General features: G+C 68.0%; 24 protein-coding genes. 12 read left to right on the top strand and 12 right to left on the bottom strand.

Annotation, left to right across the window (positions count from 1 at the left end; all coding sequences use genetic code 11):
• The first annotated feature begins 65 nt into the window (after positions 1-65).
• The 3 genes from EYF70_RS19465 (at position 66) to EYF70_RS19455 (ending at position 5,770) form a co-directional block, all read left to right on the top strand.
• Positions 66-980, top strand: a complete 915-nt coding sequence (locus EYF70_RS19465) for a GntR family transcriptional regulator (protein ID WP_131146895.1) — start codon at positions 66-68, stop codon at positions 978-980.
• Between the two features lie 64 nt (positions 981-1,044).
• Positions 1,045-3,552 (top strand): glycoside hydrolase family 95 protein, encoded by a 2,508-nt coding sequence (locus EYF70_RS19460; protein WP_229420462.1) that lies wholly within the window; start codon positions 1,045-1,047, stop codon positions 3,550-3,552.
• Between the two features lie 106 nt (positions 3,553-3,658).
• On the top strand, positions 3,659-5,770 hold the full coding sequence (locus tag EYF70_RS19455; protein WP_131146894.1) for a TonB-dependent siderophore receptor: 2,112 nt from the start codon (positions 3,659-3,661) through the stop codon (positions 5,768-5,770).
• Positions 5,771-5,830: 60 nt separating this feature from the next.
• On the opposite strand, the gene EYF70_RS19450 is transcribed toward EYF70_RS19455, so the two are convergent.
• From EYF70_RS19450 to EYF70_RS19440, 3 genes are all read right to left on the bottom strand, one after another.
• Complete coding sequence (locus EYF70_RS19450; RefSeq protein WP_131146893.1) at positions 5,831-6,775, bottom strand: alpha/beta hydrolase; 945 nt, start codon at positions 6,773-6,775, stop codon at positions 5,831-5,833.
• Positions 6,776-6,932: 157 nt separating this feature from the next.
• Positions 6,933-7,871 (bottom strand): cupin-like domain-containing protein, encoded by a 939-nt coding sequence (locus EYF70_RS19445; RefSeq protein WP_371861641.1) that lies wholly within the window; start codon positions 7,869-7,871, stop codon positions 6,933-6,935.
• The gene (locus tag EYF70_RS19440; protein ID WP_131146891.1) at positions 7,868-8,377 is read right to left on the bottom strand and encodes a YgjP-like metallopeptidase domain-containing protein; all 510 of its coding nucleotides are present in this window, start codon (positions 8,375-8,377) and stop codon (positions 7,868-7,870) included. Before EYF70_RS19440 ends, EYF70_RS19445 begins: the two co-directional genes overlap by 4 nt.
• 119 nt (positions 8,378-8,496) lie before the next feature.
• Here EYF70_RS19440 and EYF70_RS19435 point away from each other — a divergent pair, with 119 nt between their 5' ends.
• The 4 genes from EYF70_RS19435 (at position 8,497) to EYF70_RS19420 (ending at position 11,725) form a co-directional block, all read left to right on the top strand.
• On the top strand, positions 8,497-9,327 hold the full coding sequence (locus EYF70_RS19435; RefSeq protein WP_229420461.1) for an endonuclease: 831 nt from the start codon (positions 8,497-8,499) through the stop codon (positions 9,325-9,327).
• Between the two features lie 216 nt (positions 9,328-9,543).
• Positions 9,544-10,215 (top strand): molybdate ABC transporter permease subunit, encoded by a 672-nt coding sequence (modB, locus tag EYF70_RS19430; RefSeq protein WP_131146889.1) that lies wholly within the window; start codon positions 9,544-9,546, stop codon positions 10,213-10,215.
• Entirely contained in the window at positions 10,212-10,910 is a 699-nt protein-coding gene (locus EYF70_RS19425) for an ATP-binding cassette domain-containing protein (protein WP_131146888.1), read from the top strand. The genes modB and EYF70_RS19425 overlap by 4 nt, the downstream gene beginning before the upstream one ends.
• Positions 10,907-11,725 carry a TOBE domain-containing protein gene (locus EYF70_RS19420; protein WP_131146887.1) on the top strand — a complete coding sequence of 273 codons (819 nt, stop codon included), beginning with the start codon at positions 10,907-10,909 and terminating at the stop codon, positions 11,723-11,725. Before EYF70_RS19425 ends, EYF70_RS19420 begins: the two co-directional genes overlap by 4 nt.
• 87 nt (positions 11,726-11,812) lie before the next feature.
• On the opposite strand, the gene EYF70_RS19415 is transcribed toward EYF70_RS19420, so the two are convergent.
• The 3 genes from EYF70_RS19415 to EYF70_RS19405 form a co-directional block, all read right to left on the bottom strand.
• Complete coding sequence (locus EYF70_RS19415; protein WP_131146886.1) at positions 11,813-12,316, bottom strand: Dps family protein; 504 nt, start codon at positions 12,314-12,316, stop codon at positions 11,813-11,815.
• A gap of 505 nt (positions 12,317-12,821) precedes the next feature.
• The gene (locus EYF70_RS19410) at positions 12,822-13,175 is read right to left on the bottom strand and encodes a KGG domain-containing protein (protein WP_229420460.1); all 354 of its coding nucleotides are present in this window, start codon (positions 13,173-13,175) and stop codon (positions 12,822-12,824) included.
• Between the two features lie 422 nt (positions 13,176-13,597).
• Positions 13,598-14,206 carry a hemerythrin domain-containing protein gene (locus tag EYF70_RS19405; protein WP_229420459.1) on the bottom strand — a complete coding sequence of 203 codons (609 nt, stop codon included), beginning with the start codon at positions 14,204-14,206 and terminating at the stop codon, positions 13,598-13,600.
• 260 nt (positions 14,207-14,466) lie between these two features.
• On the opposite strand from EYF70_RS19405, the gene purU reads away from it, so the two are divergent.
• Both purU and EYF70_RS19395 read left to right on the top strand, forming a co-directional pair.
• Positions 14,467-15,333, top strand: a complete 867-nt coding sequence (gene purU, locus EYF70_RS19400; RefSeq protein ID WP_131146885.1) for a formyltetrahydrofolate deformylase — start codon at positions 14,467-14,469, stop codon at positions 15,331-15,333.
• Positions 15,334-15,343: 10 nt separating this feature from the next.
• Positions 15,344-15,886 (top strand): YaeQ family protein, encoded by a 543-nt coding sequence (locus EYF70_RS19395; RefSeq protein ID WP_131146884.1) that lies wholly within the window; start codon positions 15,344-15,346, stop codon positions 15,884-15,886.
• A 6-nt stretch (positions 15,887-15,892) separates the two neighbouring features.
• On the opposite strand, the gene EYF70_RS19390 is transcribed toward EYF70_RS19395, so the two are convergent.
• A complete protein-coding gene (locus EYF70_RS19390; RefSeq protein WP_131146883.1) occupies positions 15,893-17,011 on the bottom strand; it encodes a serine hydrolase domain-containing protein in 1,119 nt (372 codons plus the stop codon).
• A gap of 90 nt (positions 17,012-17,101) precedes the next feature.
• Here EYF70_RS19390 and EYF70_RS19385 point away from each other — a divergent pair, with 90 nt between their 5' ends.
• Genes EYF70_RS19385 through EYF70_RS19375 form a run of 3 tightly spaced genes read left to right on the top strand, consistent with a single transcriptional unit; the run spans position 17,102 to position 20,323 of the window.
• Positions 17,102-17,548 carry a DUF2946 domain-containing protein gene (locus tag EYF70_RS19385; protein ID WP_131146882.1) on the top strand — a complete coding sequence of 149 codons (447 nt, stop codon included), beginning with the start codon at positions 17,102-17,104 and terminating at the stop codon, positions 17,546-17,548.
• Positions 17,549-17,588: 40 nt separating this feature from the next.
• Positions 17,589-18,053 (top strand): copper chaperone PCu(A)C, encoded by a 465-nt coding sequence (locus EYF70_RS19380; RefSeq protein WP_131146881.1) that lies wholly within the window; start codon positions 17,589-17,591, stop codon positions 18,051-18,053.
• A gap of 8 nt (positions 18,054-18,061) precedes the next feature.
• The gene (locus EYF70_RS19375; protein WP_229420458.1) at positions 18,062-20,323 is read left to right on the top strand and encodes a TonB-dependent receptor; all 2,262 of its coding nucleotides are present in this window, start codon (positions 18,062-18,064) and stop codon (positions 20,321-20,323) included.
• A gap of 100 nt (positions 20,324-20,423) precedes the next feature.
• On the opposite strand, the gene EYF70_RS19370 is transcribed toward EYF70_RS19375, so the two are convergent.
• From EYF70_RS19370 to EYF70_RS31690, 5 genes are all read right to left on the bottom strand, one after another.
• On the bottom strand, positions 20,424-21,197 hold the full coding sequence (locus EYF70_RS19370) for a head GIN domain-containing protein (protein ID WP_165497744.1): 774 nt from the start codon (positions 21,195-21,197) through the stop codon (positions 20,424-20,426).
• Between the two features lie 381 nt (positions 21,198-21,578).
• On the bottom strand, positions 21,579-22,862 hold the full coding sequence (locus tag EYF70_RS19365; protein ID WP_131146879.1) for a cytochrome c: 1,284 nt from the start codon (positions 22,860-22,862) through the stop codon (positions 21,579-21,581).
• The gene (locus EYF70_RS19360) at positions 22,859-23,602 is read right to left on the bottom strand and encodes a c-type cytochrome (protein ID WP_131146878.1); all 744 of its coding nucleotides are present in this window, start codon (positions 23,600-23,602) and stop codon (positions 22,859-22,861) included. Before EYF70_RS19360 ends, EYF70_RS19365 begins: the two co-directional genes overlap by 4 nt.
• Positions 23,603-23,672: 70 nt before the next feature.
• Positions 23,673-24,338, bottom strand: a complete 666-nt coding sequence (locus tag EYF70_RS19355) for a 3'-5' exonuclease (protein WP_131146877.1) — start codon at positions 24,336-24,338, stop codon at positions 23,673-23,675.
• Positions 24,338-24,718: a ProQ/FINO family protein gene (locus EYF70_RS31690; protein ID WP_229420933.1), complete on the bottom strand. Its 381-nt coding sequence runs from the start codon at positions 24,716-24,718 to the stop codon at positions 24,338-24,340. Before EYF70_RS31690 ends, EYF70_RS19355 begins: the two co-directional genes overlap by 1 nt.
• Positions 24,719-25,306: the final 588 nt, after the last annotated feature.

Raw genomic sequence — 25,306 nt, 5'->3', positions numbered from 1 at the left:
CAGGCGGGCAGGTAGAATGCCGGATCATTCATCTTGCGCCGCCAGCGCGGCCCGTTGCCCGCCCCATGTCCAAGCTGCCCACCACTTCGCGACGCTGCACCAACCTGCTGCTGCAGTACATCGACGACCATGTGGCGGTCGGCGAGCCGCTGCCCACCGAGGTGAGGATGACGGAGCTGGGGCAGGGCAGCCGCACGGCGATCCGCAGCACGCTGGCGTATTTCATCGAGCGTGGCCTGATCGCCGGCATGAAGGAGCGCCAGTTGCTGCGCAAGCCGCGCGAGGACGACTGGTTCGATGTGGCCGAACTGCACAGCGGCACGGAGCGGCTGCAGCAGGTGCTGATGGAACGCATCTACCAGCGCGACCTGCCGCCGGGCGCCGAGTTTTCCGAGGCGGAGCTGGCCCGCGCGTCCGGCGTCAGCACGATCGCCGTGCGCGAATTCCTGATCGGGTTTTCCCGCCACGGCCTGATCGAGAAGAAGCCGCGCGGCGGCTGGCGCCTGTGCGCCTTCGATCCATCGTTCGCGCACGAGCTGGGCGAAGTGCGCGAAATGTTCGAGCTGAAAGCCATCGAGCGGGTGGCCGCGCTGCCGGCCGGCGATCCGGCCTTCGAGCGCCTGGCCGAACTGCTGGCGCGGCACGAGGCGCTGGGCGCCGCGCCGGCGGCCAGCCATGCGGAATTCCCGCCGCTCGACCGGGAATTCCACACCTTCCTCATCGGCCTGCTGGACAACCGCTTCGCGAACAGCCTGAACGACGCGGTCTCGCTGGTCTTCCACTACCACTACCAATGGGACAAGCGCGACGAGCTGCCACGCAACCAGTACGCGGTGCAGGAGCACGTGGCGATCCTGCGCGCACTGGTGGCGCGCGACGTGCCGGCCGCGCTGGCGGCCATGCGCACGCACCTGCAGTCGTCGCGCAGCACGATGCTGCGTGCCCTGCGCAACCGCGAGAAGGCGTTGCGGGAAGCGTGATCGCGGGCGGTAACGCCATCCTGCCGCGCCGTTCCGGCATCCCGTCGACTTTCCAGGACAGCCAATGACCGACTTCCGCATCACCGCCCTCCGGATCATCGCCCTCCGTGTCACCGCCCTCGATGTCACCGTCCTCCGTATCGCCGCCACCCTGTGCGCGGCCGCAATGGTGGCCAATGCCGCCGCGGCGCCCGCCGATGGCCTGGTGCTCCACTATGACAAGCCCGCCGCGGCGTGGACCGAGGCGCTCCCGGTCGGCAATGGCCGGCTTGGCGCCATGGTGTTCGGCCGCCCGGGCGAGGAACTGCTGCAGCTGAACGAAGCCACGCTGTGGAGCGGCGGTCCGGTGGCCATGAACCTCAACCCGGGCGCCTTCGATGCGCTGGGCAAGGCACGCGCGGCGCTGGCCAGCGGCGACTACGCGGCCGGCAGCGACTGGGCACGCCGGATGCAGGGGCCGTACACGGAAAGTTACCTGCCGCTGGGCGACCTCGCGATCCGGCAGGATTACCGAGGCGAAGCCACCGGCTACCGCCGCGCGTTGGACATCCGCGACGGCATCACCACCACGTCGTTTACGGCCGGCGGCGTGCGTTACCAGCGCGAGGTGTTCGCTTCCGCGCCGGACCAGGTGATCGTCGTGCGGCTGACATCGGACCAGCCGCGCCGCCTGGACCTGGAGGTGGCGACGGCAAGCCCGTTGCGCGCGCGGACCGCGCCCAGCGGCACGGCGCTCGTCATGGCGGGCAAGGCGCCCGCCCACGTGGACCCGAACTACGTGAACGACAACGCCGAGCCGGTGGTGTGGGACGATCCCGCCGGTTGCCGGGGCATGCGCTTCGAACTGATCGTGCAGCCCGTCGTCAGGGATGGCACGGTCGAGGCCAGCGGCGGCCGTATCGCCATCCGCGGTGCCTCCGAAGTGGTGCTGCTGCTGTCGGCCGCCACCAGCTTCGCCGGCTTCGACCAGTGCCCGGACAGCGCCGGCCGGGACCAGCATGCGCTGGCCCTGGCGCACCTCGAACGTGCGGCGAAGCGCGACTACGCGGCGCTGCGCGCGGCGCACGTGGCCGACGTGCGCCGGCTGTTCGACCGCATGGCGTTGACGCTCAACCCGCATGAACCGGACCGCGGCGCGATTCCTACCGACCGCCGCCTCGCCGAGTTCACCGCCGGCCAGCCCGATGCGGCGCTGGAAGCGCTGTACGTGCAGTTCGGGCGCTACCTGCTGATCGCTTCGTCGCGCACGCGCGGCGCGCCGGCCAACCTGCAGGGCATCTGGAACAATGCGGTGCGACCGCCGTGGAGCAGCAACTACACCACCAACATCAACGTGCAGATGAATTACTGGCCGGTGGAAAGCGCCAACCTGCCGGAACTGTTCACGCCGATGGATGACCTGATCCGCAACCTGGCCGTCACCGGGACCGGCACGGCGGCCTCGTACTACCGCGCGCCCGGCTGGGCGGTGCACCACAATGCCGATATCTGGGCCGCCAGCAACCCGGTCGGCGATTTCGGCAAGGGCGACCCGAAGTGGGCCAACTGGTCGATGGGCAGCGCGTGGCTGAGCCGCCACCTGTGGGAGCATTACCAGTTCACGGGCGACCGGGCCTACCTGCGCGAGGCCTACCCGCTGATGAAGGAAGCGGCGCGTTTCACGCTGGCCTGGCTGCACCCGGATGCGGACGGCTACCTGGTCACGTCGCCCTCCACCTCGCCGGAAAACGATTTTTACTACGGCGGCGGCAGGCAGGGCACCGTCAGCGTGGGCTCGACGATGGACCTGGCGATCGCCCGCGACCTGTTCGAGAATGTCGGCGCGGCGGCGCAAGTGTTGGGCATCGATAGCGCGTTTCGCGACGAGATGCAGGCCGCCACCGCTCGCCTGCTGCCGTTCCGCATCGGCGCGCGCGGCCAGCTGCAGGAGTGGTACCGGGATTTCGAGGAAGTCGATCCGCACCACCGCCACGTGTCGCACCTCTACGCGCTGCATCCGGCGCGCACTATCTCGCCGCTGGCCACGCCCGACCTTGCCGCCGCCGCGCGCCGCTCGCTGGAATTGCGCGGCGACGACGGCACCGGCTGGGCGCTGGCCTGGAAAGTCAACTTCTGGGCGCGGCTGCTGGACGGCGACCGTGCCCACAAACTGTTCCGTAACCTGCTGCGGCTGACGAAACCGGGCGACAAGCACGGCGGCGCTTACGCCAACCTGTTCGACGCCCATCCGCCGTTCCAGATCGACGGCAACTTCGCCGGCACGGCCGGCGTGATCGAGATGCTGCTGCAAAGCCAGCACGGCGAACTGCACCTGCTGCCGGCGCTGCCCGCCGCCTGGCGCGACGGGGCGGTGAAGGGCATCGTCGGGCGCGGGAACTACGTCGTCGATATCGCCTGGCAGGGCGGCCGGCTGCGCAATGCGCGCATCGAAGCGCGGCAGGATGGCCAGTGCGTACTGCGCACCGCCGTACCGGTCACGGTGAACGGGGTGCGCAGCCAGCCCGCCGCGATGGGCCATACGGTGGCGTTCAAGGCGGAGAAGGGCAAGGTGTACGAAGTCCGGCCGCTGTGATGCCGGGCTTGCCATGGCCGTTGACATGGGGGGATGTGGAATCGATAATCGCAGTAATAATAATCGTTCTCGTTCGCGTTCTCATTCTCATTGGATCCATCTCTCTATGTCGACCGCCCCGCAACGCAGGCTGGCCAGCCTGCTCGTGCTCTCCGCCTTTGCCCCAACCGCCTGGACCCAGGAAACGGCTGCCGCCGATCCCGCGCAGGTCATCGTCAGCGGCACCAGCTACCGTACCACCGGCACCAAGTCGGACCTGAAGCCGATCGAAGCGCCGATGAGCTACGAGGTATATGGCAACGAACAGCTGACCGCGCGCCAGGCCGACAGCGTGAACGAGGCGCTGCGCTATGTGCCGGGTGTCACCCCCGAAAGCCGGCCCACCGTGACCATCTTCGACCAGTACACGATCCGCGGTTTCGAAAGCTACCGCAACTACTACGACGGGCTGCCGCTGCAGTACAACGGCTTGTGGAACCTGGCGCCCCAGGTCGACGTGTTCGCCACCGACAGTGTGGAAATCCTGAAGGGGCCGGCCTCGGTACTGTATGGCTCGGCGCCGCCGGGCGGCATGGTCAACCAGACGGCCAAGCTGCCGCGCTCGCGGCAGGAAACCGCCATCCGCGCGCGCGCGGGCACCAATGACCTGCGCGAACTGGGCGTGGACAGCACCGGCCCGCTGTCGAAGGATGTCGATTACCGCCTGGTGGCGCTGGTGCGCGAACGCGATGGCCAGCAAGCCACGACGAAGGAAGAGCGCCGCCTCGTCGCGCCCTCGGTCACGTGGCGCATCGGCCCGGCCACGCGCCTGCACGCCAACCTGTATTACCAGGACGACCCGGCACTGATTCCGTCGACCCCGCTGCCGGCGCTCGGCACGCTGCGCCAGGCGCCGTACGGCCTGCTCGCGCCGGACACCTTTGCCGGCGACGCCGGCTGGTCGGGCATGACGCGCGAAACGACGATGGCGGGCTGGAAGTTCGAGCATGCCTTCAACGACAGCGTGAAGTTCCTGCAGAACTTCCGCTACACGAAGGCACGGGGCTTGCAGCGCAACACCTACAACAACGGCCTGCTCGAGGATGACCGCACGCTGACCCGCTCGGCCTATTTCACCGACGAGCGCCAGCACGGCTACGTGGTCGACAACCAGCTGTCGTTCCGCCTGGGCACGGGCGCGCTGGTGCATCGCCTGCTGGCTGGCGCCGATTACCAGAAGCTGCGCTCGACCGTGGGGTATGGCGATACGCTCGGCACCGATACCCCATCGATCGATCTCGGCAACCCGGACCACTTCCTGTTCGACAGCGCCGCGCTGCCGTTCGATTTCTATACCGAACGGCACGCCATCCGCCAGTCGCAGCTGGGCCTGTACGTGCAGGATGAAATACGGGTCGGGGCGCTGACGCTGGTTGGCGGCCTGCGCCGCGACCGCTACCGCAGCGAGGACGCCAATGCGTCGAGCTATGCCGGCTCGCCGTCGGCCGCCACCACCGCCATCGCCCAGGAAAAGACCAGCGGCCGCGCCGCCGCCATCTACCGCTTTGGCAATGGCATGGCACCCTACCTGAATTACTCGACATCGTTCGAGCCCGCATCCGGCGTCGATTCGCTGACCGGCCAGGCGTTCAAGCCGACCACCGCGAAACAGATCGAGGCCGGCGTCAAGTACAAGTCGCCGGACAGCCGCACCGAGCTGACCGCCGCGTGGTTCGACATCCGCAAGCAGAATGTGGTCGTCAACACGCCCACCTTCAACCAGTACACGCAAAACGGCGAGGTGCGTTCGACAGGCATCGAGCTGTCGTGGAACCAGGCGCTGACCGAGCGCCTGGACTTCACGCTCGGCCTGACGCACCTGGACATGGAGGTGACGAAGAACGCCCTCGATCCCGCGCTGGTCGGCAAGACGCCGGTCTGGGTGGCCGACAAGGGCGCATCCCTGTGGCTCACCTACACCCCGCTCGATACGCTCGACCTGAGCGCCGGCATCCGCCATGTCGGCGCCAGCCAGATGGATGAAGCCAATACGGCGCAGGTGCCGTCGTACACGCTGTTCGACGCGGCCGCCATGTTCCGCCTGAACCGGACGTGGAGCATCGGCCTGACCGCCAGCAACCTGGGCGACAAGCGCTACGTGGGCGCCTGCCACAGTGCGCAGAACTGCTGGATGGGCGCCGAACGCAGCGTCGAGCTGACCGTTCACGCACGGTTCTGACGAAGCGCTGGCCGGCCTGGGGGGCCATCCACCGGCGGACCAGCGTCGCCGCTGTGCCGTTCAGCTCATCAGCGCGCGCGCCGCGGCGGCCAGGTGCGAGTCGCCGGCCGCCAGCACATCGAGGATCTCGAAGTGGTTCACGTCCGGCAGGACGAAGGTGCCGGCGAGCCGGCCGGCCATGCGCAGCGTGCCAGCCATCACGCTGCCCTGGCGCTTGAATTCCGGGCTGTCGCCGCTGCCCCACGCGACGATGACGGGGCAGGGCACGTCGCGCAGTTTGTGGACGGGACTGAACTCGGTGCGCTCCTGCGGCGTGAGCTTCAAGTGCCGGTTGCCCGCAGCCAGCACCACCGGCTCGAGATCGCACAGGCCGCTGAGTAGCAGGCCGCCTTTCAGCAGGTCCGGCGGCATGCCGAAACGGCGCCAGTCGGTGGTCAGCATCATCGCGGCCAGGTGTCCGCCGGCGGAATGCCCGCCCACGTAGAGGCGCGCGGGATCGATGCCGAACTGCGCCGCGTGCCTGCCGGTCCACGCGATCGCGCGGCGGCACTGGTCGACCATGCCGGACAGCGTATTGTCCGGAATGCTGGCGAATTCGGGAGCGACGAAGACCATGTCGTGCCCCGTGAAGGCGGGCGCCAGGAACGACACCGTTTCCTTCGAACCGAAGCGCCAGTTGCCGCCGTGGATGAAGATCATCGCCGCGCGGCCGGCCGCCGTGCCTGGCGGAGCAAAGATGTCCAGCTGTTCCCGCGATGCCGCCCCGTAGCCGGTTGTCCTGGGCGGCAGGCGTGCCCGCAGCCTGGCACTGGCTGCCGCCTGCCCGGCGAGCAGTTGCCGCATGTTCGGCGCCCACTTGGCATCCGAGTACGCGTCGTCCAGTTCCTGCCGGGTGTAGTGGAGATAGATCTTGTCTTGCGCGGTTTGCCCGGCCGCCGGCCCGCCGAGCCACAGGGGGCCGGCCGCCAGCGCGGCACTACCCGACAGGAACCTGCGTCGCTCCATGGTATCTCCTTGCCAGACCAGGGTTATCGCGGCAGCCGACCAGCTATCGCCGCCCCGATCGAGCGTAACGCATTTTTCACGCGGGGCGGGAGGCGAGGGGGATGCGCAGCCTGACTGTTGTGAAAAAACACCCGGCCGCGCCGGTGCCGCAAGCGTGTCAGGCCGAAGGCTGCTCGCCGCTGTTTGCGGCCAGCAGCGCGGCGCCGTCGCCCAGCGCCAGCGGCATGCCCCGCGCCCAGCGGTTCGACGACAGCGAGAATGTCAGCGCGCGCACCTGGTGGAACCAGCCGGCCGGCACGTACAGCATGTCGCCGGGGCCGACGATGCACTCGATCGTGGTGGCCTGCCGCGCCAGCGGGAACCTGTCGAAATCGGGGCATTCGGGATCGAACGGGGAGCCGAACAGGATGGCGTTGGCTTCGTTCGGGTACAGGAAGTCGTCGTGGTGCGGCGGCGCCAGCATGATCCGCTTGCTGCCCCAGACCTGCGCGAAGACATTGTCGTCGTAGTCGCAGTGCAGCGGCGTGACCGTGCCGGCGGGGCCCAGCCAGAAGCGCGGCGGACCCACCTTGTCGAAGTAGGCGGGCCAGTGGCACAGCCGGTTCAGTTCGCGCAGTTCCAGGTTGCCCAGGTAAGGGGGCAAACCCTCGGTGCCCGCAGCCACCAGGTCCAGGTACTCGAGCATCCCCATGTCGCGCATCGCCCGGTCGGCGGCGAAGGCCGTGCTGACATAGTCGCCGACGCGGGCGCGCACGGGCAGGTGGCTGTAGTGCTCGCGCAGCGACTGTACCGTCAGCGCGGCCAGCGGCCAGCGGTCGGCGACGCCCGTCATCAGGAAGGGCAGGCCCTGGGCGGCGCGGGCGCGGAACGCCGCCTTGTCGAGCGCCTCGATGCGCGGTACTTCGGCAATGGCCGGCAGGGTGCGCGCGGCCGCCTTGATGGCCTCGCGCATGGCCGCGATCGATGGCACGCCACGCACCTGGGCATCCCTGCGCTCGCGTGCCGCGCGGTGGGCGGCGCGGTCGGCGGCCGCCGCTTCGGATGCTTCACGGGTAGGCGGCAGGCGCGGCGCCTTGCGCACCGGGGTCTCGTTCACCACAGCTTCTGCCCCGAATGGTCCAGCTCCGTCAGGTACAGGCGCACGTCGAACTCGTACTGGTGGTAATGGGGCTCCATGTAGGAACAGAGCTTGTAGAACGCCTTGTCGTGCTGCTTTTCCTTCACGTGCGCCAGTTCGTGCACGGCGATCATGCGCAGGAACTCGATCGGGCAGTCGCGGAACATGGTGGCCACGCGGATTTCATGCTTGGCCTTCAGCTTGCCGCCCTGGATGCGCGAGATCGACGTATGCAGCCCGAGCGCGTGGTTGATCACATGGATCTTGCTGTCGAAGAGAACCTTGTCGATCGGCGCGGCGTTGCGCAGGAATTCGTCGCGCAAGTCCTGTACATAGTCGTACAGCGCCTTGTCGTTGCGTACCTCGTGGGCTTTCGGATAACGTTTCTTCAGTACGTCGCCGAGGCGGTTCTGGTTCAGCAGGGCTTGCACCTGGTGGCGCGTGTCGTCGGAGTAGGCGCCGAGATATTTCAGTGTGGCTGTCATGGCGGCGAGACTGTACCACAGCCCTACCTTACAGCCATATCTTACAGCGGCGTATTTCGATCTTGCCTGGCCATATTGCCCGGCCGTATCATGGCGGGATGCGCACCCATGTCAATTCAGTGGGACTGCTGATCCGCGCCGATCCCGCACTCCTGTTCAACTATCCGTCGCACATTCCTCGCGACTGCATCGATGTCCTGCCGCAGCAGCCGGGCATCTATATCTTCCGCGACGAAGCCGCCACGCCGATCTATATCGGCAAGAGCGTCAACCTGCGCCACCGCGTGCTGTCGCACCTGCGCACGCCCGAGGAAGCGCAGATGCTGGCGCGCACCCGCCACATCGACTTCGAACGCACCGGCGGCGAACTGGGCGCGCTGCTGCGCGAAGCGATGCTGATCCGCGAGCACCAGCCCGTGTTCAACGTCAAGCTGCGCCAGCAGCGCGACATGTGCTCGATCGCGCTGCGCGGCCACCGGCCGGAGATCGTCTTCGCGAAAGAGGTGGATTTCGGTGGCACCGACGGCCTGTATGGCCTGTTCGGCACCAGGAAGGCGGCGCAGGAAACGCTGAAGAACGTGGCGCAGGCGGCCAGCCTGTGCTCGGTGCTGACGGGACTGGAAAAGGGCAGCCCCGGCCGGCCCTGCTTCGCGCGGCAGATCGCGCGCTGCCGCGGCGGCTGCACCGGCGAGGAAAGCCTGGCCGATCACGGCGCGCGGCTGCAGGCGGCGCTGGGGCATATGCTGGTCCAGCGCTGGCCCTACGACGGGCCGATCGCGATCGTCGAGGAATCGGACGGCTTGCGGCAGCGGCAGCTGGTCGATAACTGGTGCTACCTCGGTACCGGCAAGCTGAAGAAGAAGCGCGGCGCCGCCCGCTTCGATGCGGCGGTCTATCACATCCTCCGGCGGCCGCTGCTGGAGGGCGGCCTGGCCATCGAAATGGCGTAGCGCCGCGGCCGCGCCGGCTGCGCCCTGCAGTCGGCTGATCGTACGCTGACATCAGGCTCGATCATCCGGCGCCATATGGCTGGCATATAGCATATGAAGTCAGCAGTATATCCAACGCTATATATTCAGCTATATTACGGTTTTCCGTTTTCCGTCCCCACGAGGTTCCATGCGCCAGCCAGCTTTGTTCCCGCCTTTCGCCAGCGCGCCGCCCTGATGGCCGATGCCTGGATCGCCCTCGGCCTGTCGCTGAAGGTGGCGCTGTGCGCCACGCTGATCGACCTGGTGTTCGGCGTGGCCATCGGCTGGGTGCTGGCACGGCGGCGTTTTCCCGGCCGCGAACTGCTCGATGCGCTGCTGACCTTGCCGATGGTGCTGCCGCCCACGGTGCTGGGCTATTACCTGCTGGTCGTGATCGGCCGCAATGGCCCGCTGGGCGGCTGGCTGCACGCCACGTTCGGCATCAACCTGATCTTTACCTGGCAGGCGGCCGTGATCGCCGCGGCCGTGGTCGCCTTCCCGCTGGTGCTGAAGGGTGCCCGCTCCGCCTTCGAGACGGTCGATCCCCAGCTGGAGCAGGCCGCCCGCGTGCTGGGCGTCTCGGGCGCCGGCGTGTTCCTGCGCGTGACGCTGCCGCTGGCCTGGCGCGGCGTGCTGGCCGGAACCCTGCTGGCATTCGCCCGTTCGATGGGCGAATTCGGTGCCACGCTGATGGTGGCGGGCAGCATTCCCGGCCAGACGCAGACCCTGTCGATCGCCGTCTACGAAGCCGTGCAGGCCGGCCAGGACGATACCGCCAACCTGCTGGTGCTGGTCACCTCGGTGGCCTGCGTGGCCGTGCTGGTGCTGGCCAGCCGGCTGGCGCCGCCGCGGAAGGCGCTGCCATGATCCGCGTGCACATCGATACCACGCTGCGTGCCGGCAACCGGACGTTCCGGCTCGACGCCCGTTTTACCTCGGACAGCCAGCGCGTGGTCATCTATGGCGCTTCCGGCGCGGGCAAGAGCCAGATGTTGAAGGCCGTGGCCGGGCTGGTCCGGCCCGATGCCGGCCATGTCGAGCTGGCGGGCCGCGTGCTGTTCGACAGCGCCAACGGCATCGACGTGCCGCCGCAGCGGCGCAATGTGGGGTACCTGTTCCAGGATTACGCGCTGTTTCCCCACCTGAACGTGCGGCAGAACATCGCGTTCGGCTTGCGCCGCGGCCTGTTCAATCCGCCCCGCAATGCCGACGGCGCGGCGATCGCCTACTGGCTGGAGGCATTCGGGCTCGCGCCGGTGGCGCTGCAGTTGCCGGACCAGTTGTCCGGCGGCCAGCGGCAGCGCGTGGCGCTGGCCAGGGCACTGATCGCCGAGCCGGCCGCGCTGCTGCTCGACGAGCCGTTCGCCGCGCTCGATCCGGCGCTGCGCATACGCATGCGCGCCGAACTCGATGCCCTGCAGCGCCGGCTGGACATTCCCATGCTGATGATCACGCACGACCCGGACGATGCCGTCGCGTTCGGCGGCCATGTCCTGACGATGGCCGATGGCGCCATCCTGCCGGAAGTCGCGGCAAACATCACGATGAAGGAAGCGCCATGACGGATTCGCTGACACCCGGCCCCCTGGAATTGCACGGCAAGCTTTGGCTGAGCGCCGGGGGGCGCCACCTGGGCGGGCCGGACCGCATCGCGCTGCTGGCCGCGATCGCCCGGCACGGCTCCATCACGCAGGCGGCCAAGGCGGTGGGCATGAGCTACAAGGGCGCATGGGATGCGGTGGACGCCATGAACAACCTGGCCGGCACGCCGCTGGTCGAGCGGCTGGCCGGCGGCAAGGGCGGCGGCGGCACGCGGCTGACGGAAAGGGGCGGGCAACTGGTGGCGCAGTTCCGGAGGCTGGAAGACGCGCATCGCCGCTTCATCGAACAGCTGGGCCGCAACCAGGATGCGGAGGGTTTGCCCGACATCGATCTCCTACAGGTGATGAACATGAAAACCAGCGCGCGCAACCAGTTCCTCGGTACCGTCGAAAAGGTGACGCGCGGCGCCGTCAACGATGAAGTCGTGCTGCGCATTGTCGGCGACCAGCGCATCGTGGCGGTGGTCACGCATGAAAGCGCGGCAAGCCTGGGCCTGGCGCCGGGCACGCAGGCCTTCGCGCTGGTGAAGGCGTCGTCGGTGATCGTCGCGGCCGGGCTGGAGGGCGCGAAACTGTCGGCGCGCAACCAGCTGGCCGGTACCGTGGCGCGCGTGGTGCCGGGCGCCGTGAATGCGGAGGTGACGATCGCGCTGCCGGGGGGCGGCACGATCGCGGCGACCGTGACGCGCGACAGCGCGGAAGGCCTGGAACTGGTTGCCGGCATGCCGGCGACCGCGCTGTTCAAGGCCTCCAGCGTGATCATCGGCGTGTTGTAGCGGCAGCCGGGGAGACGAACCAAGCCGAGGGGGCTCGGTCGACGGGAAGGGAAAAGCGCTGCCGGCCCGCGGGCCGGCGGCTTGCCATCAGGCGGTACGGGTCGATTCGAACAGGAACCAGATGCGCTGTTCCGCTTCGTCGATCCAGTTTTCCAGCAGGCTGGCCGTGGCGATATCCTGGTCTTCGTCGCACACGTCGTGGACTTCGCGCATGGATTTCACCAGCGCCTGGTTGTCGTTGCGCAGCTCGTCGAGCATGGCGATCGCGTCGACGAATGGCGCGTCGTTGTCCTTGATGCGCTGCAGTTCCGAAATATGCCTGATCGAGCGGATCGTGGTACCGCCCAGCTTGCGTACGCGCTCGGCGATCGGGTCCAGCATCGCGTAGATCGCGGTGGCCTGCTCGTCGAGCAGCAGGTGGTAGGAGCGGAAGTGCGGACCGCTCACGTGCCAGTGGAAGTTCTTGCATTTGATGTACAGCGCGAAGGTGTCCGCCAGCAGCGCGTTCAAGCCTTCAGCCACTTCCTTGCGGGCTTTGTTGCCGAGGTCGGTTGGCGTTTTCAGTGCGTCCTGTTGTGCCTGGTCGTTCATGTCTGCCTCTTCTGAATGTGGAAATTCATTGTATCGCAGACAATGAAATGGCGTGATGAACCGTGCGGGCAGGGTCCACCACTCCCGGAAGGGGGAGACGCCCCGCGCGCAGGCGGATTCCGCGCACGAACACCTGCGGCGCATGCGTGGACCGCGGCAAATATAAACGGGGCAATCGCGGGACATGCCGGGGCGGAGACTCGGGGGGGAGACGTGGAGGAAAAGACGTAGGGGGAGGGCATGCGGCGAAGCACGCTGGCCGCCAGCATGCTGGTAGAGATCATGCTGGCGGACGACTTGCCGGCAGACGAAGGGCTGGTGGAACATGCTGGTGGAGGTCATGCAGGTGGGAGGTCATGCAGGTGTACGTCATGCAGGTAGAGGACATGCCAATAGATGACTACCCGCGCAAGACGGTTGCGGCGGCGGGAGAGCGGCGGGCACCGGGAAGATCCCCGGGCCCGCCGTGATGTGGATGCGCCGGCGTGGCGCGGCCTTCGGACGGTCAGCGCTTTTCTTCCTTGGCCCCCTGGCGCGCCAGCCGGCTGGCCGACTGGCGGCTTTCACCGCCCTTGCGGCCGATTTCCGCCATGTGCTCGCGATCCCTGCTGACCGCCTCGCCGCCTTTCTGGCCGGCGCGGCGCGCTTCCTCGGAATCGAATTCGTGCGCCGTGCCTTTCTGGTGGGCGGCCTGCCCCCCCTTGCTGGCGATCATCCGCTGGGTTGCCTCGTCCATTGCGGCAAAACCCCGTTTGCTGGCACTTTTTCCGCCGCCCGGCACCTCCGACCGCTGGCTGTTCCCCTTGTCCGGTTCGGACCGCTGTTCCGTTCCCGCTTCGTTGCCGTTATGTGTAGCCATGTGTCACCTCTCTCTCTAAGAATCGAATCCAAGGATCGAATCGATCCAGTCGATCAATCAGTCGATCAAGCCACTCGAATCGCACCGGTCGAATCGCACCGGTCGAATCGCACCATTCGACTCATGCCGGTCGACCCGCATGAACCGGATGAATCGAAAGGATCAACGAGTCAAATGGATCAACGAGTCAAATGGATCAATGACCCGAAAGGCTCGAAGTATCGATAAGGCTCGAAGCATCGATATCGCTCGAAGTATCGATAAGGCTCGAAGTATCGATATGGCTCGAATTAACGATATGGCTCGAAGTATCGATCGATCGAATGAATCGAAACCGGGCCGCGGCCCGGACGCCGAAGCGGCAAGGTCGGCCGCTTCGTGTGGTTAGAGGAGGAGGTCGTCGCGTAAGTTCCGGCGTCAGGTCAGGAATCGGCCTTGCCGATGGCGGAGCGTTCGCCGACGGCTTCCCGGGTGCCGCTGCGCAACGGGCGCGCACCCATATCGTGTTCCAGCTGCTCCTTGCGGTCGGCCAGCTGTTCGCATAGCGCCGTGAGGTCCGCGCCACCCTGGCGCGCCTGCGGGAACATTTCCTGCTCCTCTTCCTGCACATGGTGTTCGATCGCCTTGCGCAGCATGGCCACGGTGCTGTCGAGGTCCGGATCGTCGCCGGACATGCCCTGGATATGGGCGATCAGCTCCTTCGCCTCGGCGTGTTCCTGGATGGCATCGCGCACCATGTCCTCGTCGCCGGTTTCGGCGCGCACGGCAGGGTAGAAGATTTCCTCTTCGATCATCGTGTGGATTTCCAGTTCCATGCAGATCTGCAAGGCCAGGTCGGCCTTCAGGCTGATGTCGCCGATGTTCTGCAGCCGCTCGTATTCGCGGAACAGTTGCTTGACCTTGTCATGGTCGGCGGTGAGCAGGGCGACGGCATCCTTGGACTGCGCGTCCTGGCTGCTGCGCGGCATGCCGATCGGCGGGTGGTTGCCGCTGCTCGGCATCGGGACGGGATCTTTGCTGTTGGTGGTCATGGGTGGCTCTCCTGTTGTGTGTTGAGATGCCGCGCAGGTTTTCGGTCCAACGCATTGTTGTCCATGCATCCCGGCCCGGTACATCCTGGCCCGATGCATTTTCGTCAACGCGCCGCGCGGCGGCTGCCTGTTACCTGCGTTCGAGTATAGGCCTGGCGCCATAATGCAGGCGCGCCCTTGCCATATTGGTATGCTCTGCCGTTCGTGCGACAATAGCGCTCTTCGCCGGCGCATCCGGCCGACTTTTAGCTCACCTGACCATGCATCCCGAATACATCCTCACGCTTTCCTGCCCGGACCAGCGCGGCATCGTCCACCGCGTCTCCGGCTTTCTTGCCGAGCACGGCTGCAACATCATCGATTCGGCGCAGTTCGGCGACCAGGAAACCTGCCGCTTTTTCATGCGCGTGCACTTCGCCGCCGAGGATGCCGCGGTAGCCGACAGCGTGCTGCGCGCCGACTTCGCCGAACTGGCCACCGCGCTGCGCCTGGAATGGATGCTGCACGACGCGCACCGCAAGCCGCGCGTGCTGCTGATGGTGTCGAAGATCGGCCATTGCCTGAACGACCTGCTGTTCCGCTACAAGAGCGGCCTGCTGCCCGTCGAGATCCCGGCCATCGTGTCGAACCACATGGATTTCTACCAGCTGGCGGCCAGCTACAACATCCCGTTCCACCACCTGCCGCTGGCCGCCGGGGCGCCGGAAAGCGCCAAGCTGGCGCAGGAAGCGCGCATCGTCGACCTGGTGGAATCGCACAATATCGACCTGGTGGTGCTGGCGCGCTACATGCAGATCCTGTCGCCGTCGCTGTGCGCGAAGCTCAAGGGCAAGGCGATCAACATCCACCATTCCTTCCTGCCCAGCTTCAAGGGCGCCCGGCCCTACGCGCAGGCGCACCAGCGCGGCGTGAAACTGATCGGCGCCACCGCCCACTTCGTCACGGGCGACCTGGATGAAGGCCCGATCATCGAGCAGGACGTGGAACGCGTGGACCATTCGATGGATGCGGAAACGCTGTCCGCCATCGGCCGCGACGTGGAATGCGTGGTGCTGGCACGCGCCGTGAAATGGTTCGTCGAGCACCGCGTGCTGCAGAACGAACACCGCACCGTGATCTTCAAATAAGACTGTACCAATGGCACTCAAGGCAACAATCTATAAGGCGGAACTGTCGATCGCCGACATGGACCGCAATTACTACGGCACCCACACGCTGACGCTGGCGCGCCACCCGTCGGAAACCGACGAACGCATGATGGTGCGCCTGCTGGCGTTCGCGATCCACGCCAACGAGGCGCTTAGCTTCACCAAGGGCATGTTCGACGTCGAGGAACCGGACCTGTGGCAGAAGGACCTGACCGACGCGATCGAACTGTGGATCGAGGTGGGCCAGCCGGAAGAGCGCCGCATCCTGAAAGGTGCCGGGCGCGCCGGGCACGTGATCGTGTACAGCTACAGCACGGCCAGCCCGATCTGGTGGAAGAACATCGCCAACAAGATCGAGCGCGCCAAGAACGTGTCGGTCGTCAACCTGCCGTCGGAGACCACGGCGGCACTGGAAAAGATGGCGCAGCGGAACATGCAGCTGCAATGCACGATCCAGGATGGCCAGATCTGGCTGACCGACGGTACCGATACGGTGCTGGTCGAGCGCGAGGTGTGGAAGGCCGAGCGGTAAGCTTCCCTAGGTAAAATCCTTGTACGCGGCGTTGCGCACGTCGCGCGGGAAGGCGCCCGCCATCCCTTCGAACGTGGTGTTGGTGAGCTGCACCACGACCAGGTCCGCGAGCGGATCGACAAACCAGTAATGGCCATACGCGCCGCCCCACTGCAGGGTGCCGGCCGACTGCGGCGAATGCGCTTCCTTCGGGTGGCCCAGCACCGCGCCCAGGTAGCCGAAGCCCCAGCCGGGGCCCTGCGTCATCGCGCCGGTGCCGGTGCGGTCCACTTCGGCGGCGCGCAGGATCGCCCGGTTCGAGGTCCTCAGGCTGAGCAGGAAGCGCATGACATCGTCCGCCGTGCCGGCCATGCCGGAACCGCCGGACGGATACGCCGCGGCATCGAAGATCCGCCCCGGCGTGAAGCGGGCGACACCCTCCATGAACGGCACCTCTTCTTCGCTTGCCATGCGAGTGGGCGGGGCGGGCCTGGCGTCCCGGTAGGGGACGGCCAGGCGGTCCGCGTCGACGACGTGGAACGCCGTGTCGCGCATGCGCAGCGGGCCCGTCACCTCGCGCTGCACGATCGCCGGCAAGGGCATGCCGGTGGCTTCCTGGAGCACGGCGCCCAGCACGTCCGTGGCCACCGAATAGCGCCAGCCCGTTCCAGGCGCATACGCCAGCGGACAGGAGGCGATGCGCGCCAGGTTTTCCGCCAGCGACAGGCCCGGCTGGTCCAGCCCATCGGAAACCCCCGCCCGGCGATACGGGCCGTCGGGCGCCTCCAGGAAACCATAGGACAGCCCGGCCGTGTGCGTGAGCAGGTGCTGCAGCGTGATAGCGGGTGCGGTGCCGTCCGGAAGGCGCGGGCGGAAGTCCGGCAGCCATTCCGTGACCGGCGCCGACAGGTCGATGGTTTCCTCGTCGGCCAGCTTCAGCGCGGCGGTGGCGACCAGCGGCTTGGTGATGGAAGCCAGGCGGAACAGGGCATCCTCGCGCAGCGCGATGCCCTGTTCGCGGTCCGCGCTGCCGGCCGCGCGGCGGTAGACGATCTCGCCGTCGCGCGCGGCCAGCACGACGGTGCCGACGATGCGCTGGCGCGCGATGGCGCCGTCGATCACTTTATCGAGGTGGGAAGCGGTCATGGTGGCCTTTCTGGACAGGGCGCCATCTTAATCGACAATGCCGAAAGCCGTGAACGCGCGCCGCTGCGGCGCGGGCTATAATCGGTGCCGATGAAAACCCCGTCCAACCGGCTGCTGCGAAGTGTGCAGGCATGGCTCGCGTGCTGCGCGATCCTGCTGAACGCGCTCGCGCCGGCGGTGTCGCATGCGCTGGCCGCCCAGCACGCGCAGCGGCAGGCGTGGGAAATCTGCCTGAACGATGGCACCACGCTGGCCGGCTTCGGCGAGCTGGACGAAGCCATGTTCGCCGCGCTGACGGATCGCGCCAACCCGGTGCCGCCCGCGTTCGCCGGCCATGGCATCGGCGATGCCATGCCGATGGCCGATTGCGGCTACTGCCTGCCGCACGCCGGCACGGTGGGCCTGCCGCCGCCCGCGAGCCTGGTCTTGCCAGCCGTCGCAGCCGGCGCGGAGCGCCCCTACCTGTACTACCATGCGCCGCGCCCGCTGCAAGCCTGGGCAAGCGCACAGCCCCGCGGGCCCCCTTTCGTCTCCTGAACCGTCGTTGCAAAGTCTTTCAACCCATTCAGGAGTCACCATGAAACACCTCGTTAGCGCCGCCTTGCTGGCGCTTGCTTCCCTGTCCGCCATTTCCGCCAACGCCCAGGTCACCGTCAAGGATGCGTGGGCGCGCGCCACCGTGCCTGCCGCGAAAGCCTCCGGCGCCTTCCTACAGATCGAATCGAAGACCGATGCCCGCCTGGTCGGCGTCAGCAGCCCGGTCGGGATGGCCGAGCTGCACCAGATGTCGATGCAGGACAACCGCATGTCGATGGCCCATGTCGAAGCCATCGACCTGCCGGCCGGCAAGGCCGTGCAGCTGGCTCCCGGCGGCTACCACGTGATGCTGATGGGCCTGAAGCGCCAGCTGAAGGAAGGCGAGACCGTGCCGCTGACCCTGGTCGTCGAGCAGAAGGGCGGCAAGCGCGACAGCGTCGAGGTGCAGGTGGCCGTGCGGCCGCTGACGTATGCCCCGCCGCAGCACACCCCGCCGCGCCACTAGGAGGCGCCATGATCCAACCCCCGAAACGACCGCTGGCAGCGATGCTGGCGGCGCTGGGCCTGTGCGCCCAGGCGCAGGGTGCCGGGCAGAGCGAGCTCGACGTGGTGACCATCCACGGCGGCAGGCCAACCTCGCTGCCCGCGCAGATTCCCACCACCATCGAAGGCATCGGCGCCGCGCAGATCGCCGAGCGCATCAATGCCTTCGACAGCGAGGATGCGCTGAAGTATTTCCCCAGCCTGAACGTGCGCAAGCGCTACATCGGCGACTACGACCACGCCGTGCTGGCCAGCCGCGCTTCCGGCACCGGCAACAGCGCCCGCTCGCTGGTGTATGCGGACGGCATCCTGCTGTCGAACCTGCTCGGCAACGGCGCCACCTACACGCCGCGCTGGGGCCTGGTCACGCCCGACGAGATCGAGCGCGTCGACGTGCTGTACGGCCCGTTCTCGGCCGCCTATCCCGGCAACTCGGTGGGCGCCGTGGTCGACTTCCAGACGCGCATGCCGGCGAAGCTGGAGGGCCACGTGCGGCTGGCCGGCTTCACCCAGCGCTTCGCCGAATACGGCATGCGCGACCGTTACAACGGCAAGCAGGGCAGCGCGGCGCTGGGCGACCGCCGTGGCGCACTGTCGTGGTGGCTGCACCTGTCGCGGCAGGACAGCGACGGCCAGCCGATGGGCTACGCCAACCGGCTGGTGGCGAACGGCGTTGCCGATGGCGGCGGCGTTCCCGTGACCGGCGCGGTGGCCGGGCGCAATCCGTCGAACCGCGACTGGCTGATCCTCGGCGCGAACAACCAGGTGCACACGGTGCAGGACCACGCGAAAGTCAAGCTGGCCTACGATCTTTCGCCGGTGCTGCGCGCCAGCTACACGCTGGGCTGGTGGCGCAACGACGCCGAACGGCGCAGCGATTCCTGGCTGCGCGACGCGGCCGGCAACCCGGTGCGCAGCGGCGACATCGCGGTCGACGGCCGCCGCTACACGCTGCTGGCTTCCGACTTCGCGGCGCAGCGGGGCGACCTGGCGCACCTGATGCACGGCCTGTCCTTGAAGCGCCATGCGCGCGGCACGTTCGATTGGGAAATCGCCGCCAGCAAGTACGACTACCGCAAGGACCTGGTACGGGTGCCTACGGTGGTGCTGGCCGACCAGGAAGGCACGGGGCAGGGCAACGTGACCGACATGGCGGGCAGCGGCTGGCATACGCTGGCGCTGAAGGGCACCTGGCGGCCGGATGCCGCCCACGTCGTCGATGTCGGCGTGCAGCGCGACAGCGCGCGGTTGCGCACGCGCGTGTTCGCGACGCCGGACTGGCTGGGCGGCACCGCCGGCCGCCACGTGTCGACCTTCAATGGCGCCACGCGACTGACCAGCCTCTACGCGCAGGACACGTGGCGCATCGACCCGCGCTGGAAAGCCACGCTGGGCGCCCGCTGGGAACGCTGGCAAGCCTATGGCGGCGAGGTGTCCAGCGCCGCCAGCGCGCTGCTGCGCTTCGGCGAACGGCGCGAGGAGGGCTGGTCGCCAAAGGCCGCGCTGGCGTGGCGCTTCACCGAGGCGTGGACGCTGAAGGCATCGACCGGCCGCGCGATCCGCAATCCCACCGCCGCCGAGCTGTTCCAGGGCTCCGTCGTCGATGGCCGCATCGTCAATACCGATCCCGACCTGCGCGCCGAACGGTCATGGACGGAAGAGCTGACGGCCGAGCGGCTGGCGGAGCAGGGCAGCCTGCGCGGGACGCTGTTCCATGAGCGCACGCGCGATGCGCTGTACTCGCAGCCGCTGACGCCCACCGTGTCGACGGTGCAGAACGTGGGCCGCATCCGCACCGCCGGCCTGGAACTGGCGCAGCAGGCCGACGGCGTGCTGTTCCAGGCGCTGTCGCTGCAGTCGAGCCTCACCTATGCCGACTCGCGGATCCGGGACAATGCCGCCTTGCCCGCCTCGGTGGGCAAGCGGCAGCCCCGCGTGCCGCGCTGGCGGGCCACGGCGCTGGCCACCTGGCGCGCCTCCGACCGGCTGTCGGCCAGTGCCGGCCTGCGCTACAGCGGCACGCAGTACGGCACGCTGGACAACTCCGACCCGAACGGTGCCGCCTACATGGGCGTGTCGCGCTATCTCGTGGCCGACCTGCGGCTGCGCTACCGCTTCGACCGGCACTGGTCCGGCGCGCTGGGCATCGACAACCTGGGCAACGAGAAGTACTGGGCGTTCCACCCGTACACGCAGCGCACGCTGGTGGCGGAAGTGAAGTTCGACCTGTGACCGCGGCCCCCGTCGATGAAGGGCGGTAAATGATGACAGCCCCGGCGGGTTGGACCTGCCGGGGCTGGCAAAGGGGTGAAGGCCTGGCGCCGCCGCTGGTCTAGCGGGCGGACGTGCCCAGGCGCTGGACGGTGCCGGAACCGGCCACCGCTTTCGTCAATTGAGCATCGCCGTAGTAGCCGACGTTGCCGGAACCGGTGACGTTGGCGGTGATGGCGTTGCGGGCCGACAGCAGCGACTGGCCGGAACCGCTGACGCTCACGGTGGCGTGCTGCACGTTCAGGCGGGTGGTATCGGCCTTGCCGGAGCCGGCGATCGAAATGTCGGCGCGCGCCGCCTGGCCGGCCGCTTCGACCTTGCCGCTGCCCGCCACGCCCACTTCCACCGATTTCGCGTCGATGCCGTCGATATCGAGCACGCCGGAGCCGGCCACTTCGAGCGTCAGCTTGTCGGCGCGCACGCGCTTCGCTTCCAGCCGGCCCGCACCGGCCACGCCGAGGCTGTCCACGGCGCGCGCCCGCACCACGATGCGCACGCGGCGGCCATCGATCTGCATGTTTTTCTTCACCGGGCGGATCGTCAGCACGCCTTCGCGCACCACGGTTTCCACCAGCGGCACGATGTTGTCGTCGCCTTCGATCGTCAGCGTATCGTCGCCACCGGTGACGACTTCCACGTGCGCGCCGGTATTGAGCTCGACGCCGCGGAAGGGGCCGGGCTGGCGTGCCTGCGACACGATCTTGCCGCTGCCCTGCACGCGTTCGGCGCCCAGCCACGCCAGCGACAATCCATCCGCCGCTGCCGGGAGGGCCGTCGCCAGCGTGGCGGCTGCGGCGATGGCGGTGGCGATCAGGGCAAGTTTGCTGGTGTTCATGGTGGCTTCTCCGGGATTGCTTTGTCGATGGGGGGATCGTACGCAAACCCGGCGCGCCGGTCGCCGCGCGTGCGATGGAATGCATGAGGAGGGGAATGGAATGCAGGGAAGCGATGACAGCCAAGAGCGATGGCGAAAGAATCGGTTGGTATCGCACGCGTACACCCAGGTGCAAAGGCTGGGGTCAGCGAGGAATACTGGCCTGCAGGCCAGCACCGTTGCGCAGGCGCGAAGCATGCTTCGCGAAACCCCTGCTTCACCCCGGCGGGTATCTGACCCCGGCAGTTCGCTGTTGGGGTGGATGCAAGCGTTAGTGGTATGCGGAGGTCGCCTGGAACTAACGCCTCTGTACCAGACACCAGTTCTTCATGCGCCGCCGCGTCAATCCAGCGGCACGGCCCGGTACCGGTTGACGTCCACGCTGGACACCGGCGGCGCGTTGTTGCCCCAGGCGCTGCGCAGGTACGACACCACCTGCGCCACCTCGGCATCGTCGAGCGCGTGGCTGAAGGGCGGCATGCCGTAGGGCCGCGGGTTGCCGCGCGTGCCGGGCGGGAAGCCGCCGTTCAGCACGATGCGGATCGCGTTGGTGGCGTCGGGCATGGTCAGCGTGCGGTTGCCGGCCAGCGGCGGGTAATGCGGTGGCGCTCCCGCGCCGGTGGCGCCGTGGCATTCGGCGCAGTGCTTGTCGTACAGCTTCGCGCCGGCTTGCAGCACGGCCGCCGCCTCGGGCGCCTTCGAGCGTTCGTAGGGCTGGTGACCATTGCCGGTGGCGGGCAGCGATTTCAGGTACACCGCCATGGCCCGCACGTCCGCCGCGGACAGGTGCTGCAGGCTTTCGCGGACCACTTCCGCCATCGGCCCGGCCACCGCGGCGCGCGGCGCCACGCCGGTGTGCAGCAATTGCGCGATCTCGTCGACCGGCCAGCCGCCCAGTCCCGCTTCCGCGTCGGACGCGAGCGACGGCGCATACCAGCCCAGCACCGGCAGCAGGCCGCCGGACAGTTCACCGCCGCTGCCGCCGAGCGCATTGCGGGCACTGTGGCATGCGCTGCAGTGGCCGGCACCTTCGACGAGGTAGGCGCCGCGGTTCCACTCGGCGGGCCGGTCCTTGCGTTCCTGGTAGACGCCCGGCCGGAAGTACAGCGCGCGCCAGGCCGCCAGCGCCGCCTGCGTGTTGTAGGGGAAGCGCAGCTGGTGCGGCTGGTTCCTGCGCGAGACGGCGGGGATGGTGCGGAAATAGGCATACAGCGCATCGGCATCGTCGCGCGTGATGGCCGTGTAGTTCGTGTACGGGAACGCCGGGTACAGCAGCCGGCCGTCGCGTGCGCGGCCATTGTGCAGGGCGTTCCAGAAGTCGTCGGCGGTCCAGCTGCCGATGCCGGTTTCGGCATCCTGGGTGATGTTCGGCGCGACGATGGCGCCGAACGGCGTTTGCAGCGCGCGGCCGCCGGCATACTGCTCGCCGCCGCGCACCGTGTGGCAGGCCATGCAGTCGGCCGCGCGGGCCAGGTAGGCGCCGCGCGCGATCTTCTCGCCGGCCGGCAGCGCGGCGAAGGCGGCGCTGGGCGGCGGGCCGGCATCGTGGCGCGGCCACAGCAGGCCGGCCGCCACGGTGAGCACCATCGCCGTGCCGGCCGCGATCCAGCGCGCGCGCCGGCTCATGGCGCGGCTCCGTGGTCCGGCACGCCGCCGCAGCGCATCGGCAGCGGGGTGTCGGGTGCCGCGGCGGGCCGCGCCGCCTGGTCCACCGGCTGGCTGGCCAGCCAGCCGGAAACGGCCGCCACGTCCGCCTCCGTGAGGCGGGCGGCGATGCCGGCCATGCAGTCCGGTGCCTGTGCGCGCCGCGCCTTGTTCTTCCACGCGCCGAACTGCGCATTGATGTAGTCGCGCGGCAGCCCAACGAGGCCCGGAATCGCCGGCGCCACGCCAGCCAGCTGCTGGCCGTGGCAGGCCACGCAGGCGGGAATCCGGCGCGCCGCATCGCCCTGGCGCACCAGCACGCGGCCCCGTTCCAGCATCTGCGCCGTGGCGGTAACGGGCGGCGCGGGCGGGTAGGGCGGATGCTGGCTGGCGAAGAACTGCGCGATCTCGCGCAGGTAGGGCTCGGGCAGGTTGCCGACCATGTACGTCATCATCGGGAACTGGCGCCGGCCGTCGCGGAAATTGAGCAGCTGGTTGTACAGGTAGCCTTCCGGCTTGCCGGCGATGCGGGGGAAGAACGCATCGTTGCGGCCCTGCGGCTGGTGGCACGCCAGGCAGGGCGCCAGGCGCTGCGCCAGCGTGTCCGGCGCAGCCGCCGGGGCGGACCATGCGCGGGAGGACAGCAGCAAGGGCAAGGCCAGCGCGGCGAGCAGGCGTGCGCTCATGGCAGGCGTGGGCAGCGGGTATCTGGAATTGGGCATGCCGTTCCTGGGCGGATGTCGACCGCCCAAGCATACCCCCGCGCGCGGCGGAAGAACAGGGGCGCGCGGTTCAGCCGCCGGCCGGGGTGTCCGGTGCGGGACGGCGCGGGCGCGGCGCCTTCGGCTGCGGCAGCGTGTTGCCGAGCGCGAGCCAGTGGCGGTACACGCGCAGCGCCACCTGGGCATCGTCGGCGGCGTACTGCAGCTGCTTGTCCGTCAGCCGGGGCGACGCCCAGTTGGTGGTGGAGATCTTCTTGGACTTCTGCAGCTTCAGCCCGAAATAGTGCGCCACCGCGCTCTTCGCGCCCAGGTCGTGTTTCTGGCCGGGCACGCGCAATGCCTTCGACAGGTCGGCCACGCGGGCCGGCTCGATCGCCAGCTTGGCGCGCAGCCGCTTGACGTCGTCGGCCAGGCCGAAGCCCACTTTCAGCGTGTGTGTCGATTCGAGGATGGCCTTCAGCACCGGCAACAGCGGCGCCACCTCCGGCCCGACCGGGAACAGCCAGGCCGCGTGCTCGTCGGCGAACTGCACCAGGTGCGGTCCGTCCGAGCTCTGGCCCTTGACGAAGGTGGGTTTCGATTCGGTGTCGAAGCCGATGGCATCGTGCGCCAGCAGCGCGGCCTGGGCGGCCTGGGCTTGCTCGACGGTGCGCACGACATGGATATCGGCCAGCGCGATGCCCTGGTAGGGCGGCAGGTCGGGCTCGCGCGGCGGTGCTTCGGTATGGAACGCCATCAGCCCTTGCGGGAGAATTTCGCGGTCAGCTGTTCCAGCTTTTCCTGGCGGCGCTTGGTTGCTTCCTCGGCGGCCTGTGCCTCGCGCTCGGCCTTCTTGCGTTCCGCTTCCTTGCGGAAGCGTTCGCCCAGCGTATCCTTGGCGTGCTTGCGGTGCACGTCCGTGACTTCGGCGCCGGTCGAGCCATCCAGGTTATAGCGGATGGTGGCCTTTTCCATCGCGCGCAGGTAGCGCTGCGAACCCGTGTGGATGCCCAGCGCGGCACGCATCAGCTTGCGGTCGATGCCCGGCACCTGCGCGAGGATCTGCTTGTCGATGCCGATCGCCAGCGGCAGGAAATCGCGGAATGGCGGGAACTGCTGCGAAAGCTGTTTCAACAGCGCACGGGCGCTCGGCGCCGCGCCGGTTGCCGCGGTGGGGGCCGTGTTCTGTCCCGCGCTTTGCGCCGCGCTCTTTTCCGCAGTGTCTTCCGCGCTCGGTTCCGCATTCTTTTCCGCGCTTTTTTCCGTGTTCTTTTCCGACTCTGCAGGCGCGGCAGCCGCCGTTTCGGTGGAAGCGGCGGCGTTGTTGGTGGATTCAGCGGATTCGGCAGATTCGTCGGCGGCGGACGTCTCGGGGGTAAGGCTGGTATTCATCGACTTCGTAGGTTGATCAGGAGGCGCCAGCATACCACGCCGCGCCCCGCGCGCGCGTTGCATTTTTCTTCATCATGCCGGCTTGTCCACACGTCTTTCGCGGCTAGCGGCGCGCCGATTCGCAGGAACCTTGCCGCAGCCGCGTGCCAGGCTGTGACAAAGCGTGTATAATGGCCGACGCACCAAAAGCAGGGCGGTGCAGATTCAGTCTGTTAAGGAGTTGTCCGCGGTCCCCTGAACAGGGCTTTCCGCATGCCGGCGTCCCGTTGTCCAGAATGCGTTGTCCAGGCAGGTTCACGATGAACATGCCGGGCCGGTTCAGGGACCACGACG

Source organism: Pseudoduganella albidiflava (genome assembly GCF_004322755.1).
GTDB classification, from domain to species: domain Bacteria; phylum Pseudomonadota; class Gammaproteobacteria; order Burkholderiales; family Burkholderiaceae_D; genus Rugamonas; species Rugamonas albidiflava.
Note: the sequence above shows the minus strand (reverse complement) of the source record. Positions and strands in the feature narration are given on the sequence as shown.